Origin of the sequence: Bradyrhizobium betae (genome assembly GCF_004123905.1) — a bacterium.
Lineage (GTDB): Bacteria > Pseudomonadota > Alphaproteobacteria > Rhizobiales > Xanthobacteraceae > Bradyrhizobium > Bradyrhizobium betae_A.
In genome coordinates, this window is sequence record NZ_MZXW01000001.1 from 1 (window position 1) to 1,774 (window position 1,774).

Genomic DNA, 1,774 nt, shown 5'->3' on the forward strand with positions numbered 1-1,774 from the left:
GGGACCCTGATCCAGGACGGATCGACGCTGAACGTGGACGGCAAGACGATCACGTTCTCGAACGCGAAGACGCCCACCACAGTCGCAACGGGTTCCACCCAGGTCGGCAATTTGGTCACGGATGGAAACGGCAACTCGACCGTTTACCTTCAGGCCGGCAACGTCAACGACGTCCTGAACGCCATCGATCTTGCGACCGGTGTGCAGACCGTCAAGACGGCGGGTGCTTCCGGTGCTCTGCAAACCACCGCAGGCGCCAAGAACTCGTCGATCGTGGCCGGTGCGCTCAACCTCTCGACCGGTGCGAACGCGGACCTGTCGATCTCGGGCACCAAAAATGCGCTGGCTTCGCTCGGTCTGACCGGTTCGACCGGCACCGGCACGTCCTTCTCGGCGAGCCGCAGCGCGGCGTCGGGCGGCGTCTCCGGCAAGACCTTGACCTTCGCCTCCTTCAACGGCGGTACGGCGGTCAACGTCACCTTCGGCGACGGCACTGGCGGTACGGTCAAGACGCTCGATCAGCTCAACACGGCTCTTCAGGCCAACAACCTGACGGCCACGATCGATGCGAACGGTGCCCTCACGGTCTCCGCGACCAACGACTATGCGTCCTCGACGATCGGATCTGCCACCGCTGGCGGTACGATCGGCGGCACGATCACATCGGCCTTGACCTGGTCGAATGCGACTGCGCCGGTTGCTGACGCTGTTGCCCAGGCCACCCGTACCAACCTGGTGTCGCAGTACAACAACATCATGACGCAGATCGACACGACCTCGCTGGACGCTTCGTTCAACGGCGTCAACCTGCTCAACGGCGACCAGCTCAAGCTGGTGTTCGACGAGACCGGCAAGTCCAACCTGAGCATCACCGGCGTGACCTTCAACTCGAAGGGTCTGGGTCTGGCCGGCCTGGTGCAGGGCACCGACTTCATCGACAACGCCGCCACCAACAAGGTGCTGACCAAGCTGAACACGGCCTCGAGCACGCTGCGCTCGGAAGCCTCGACGCTCGGTTCGAACCTCTCGGTCGTGCAGGTGCGTCAGGACTTCAACAAGAACCTGATCAACGTGCTCCAGACCGGCTCGTCCAACCTGACGCTGGCCGATACAAACGAGGAAGCGGCCAACAGCCAGGCGCTGTCGACCCGCCAGTCGATCGCGGTCTCCGCGCTGTCGCTGGCCAACCAGTCGCAGCAGAGCGTGCTCCAGCTGCTCCGCTAATAGCGGCTGACAACGCAACCAAGTCATGGCGGCGGGGCTTCGGCCCCGCCGCTTTCTTTTTGCGCGGCTCGATCGAGGAGCAAGTCGGCGGCTCTGGAAAAGTAACCGCTGGTTATGGTTAACCGGAGGCAAACGCCACAAAAAAGCGAGGAATTTCAGGTCGATCGTCGCTAATCCGGATGTGCTCCCGGAGCCTTATGGTGAACCGGCGCTTACGGCTCGCGAGCAGGTTTCACCCTTTGTTAGCCATGTCCCCTCAGGCTGTGCCCGTCACTCGATCCGAAGCGATCGAACGAAGACGCGTAAACCAGAAGGGTAAGAGTTATGTCCGGTATTGTTCTCTCTGCGTCGGTTCGCCAGAACCTGCTCTCTCTCCAGTCCACCGCTGATCTCCTCGCCACCACCCAGTCCCGTTTGTCGACCGGCAAGAAGGTGAACTCGGCGCTCGACAACCCCACCAACTTCTTCACGGCGCAGTCGCTCGACAACCGCGCCAGCGACATCAACAACCTGCTCGATGGCATCGCCAACGGCGTGCAGGTGCTCCAGG

Annotated in this window: 1 protein-coding gene and 1 pseudogene; both read left to right on the forward strand. The window is 62.2% G+C overall.

Features of this window, described 5'->3' with window-relative positions; all coding sequences use genetic code 11:
* A partial coding sequence (locus tag B5V03_RS00005; RefSeq protein WP_129267247.1) for a DUF1522 domain-containing protein occupies positions 1 to 1,224 on the forward strand: 1,224 nt, incomplete at its 5' end.
* Positions 1,225 to 1,548: 324 nt separating this feature from the next.
* Positions 1,549 to 1,774: pseudogene (locus tag B5V03_RS00010) on the forward strand (DUF1522 domain-containing protein); the annotation flags it as partial.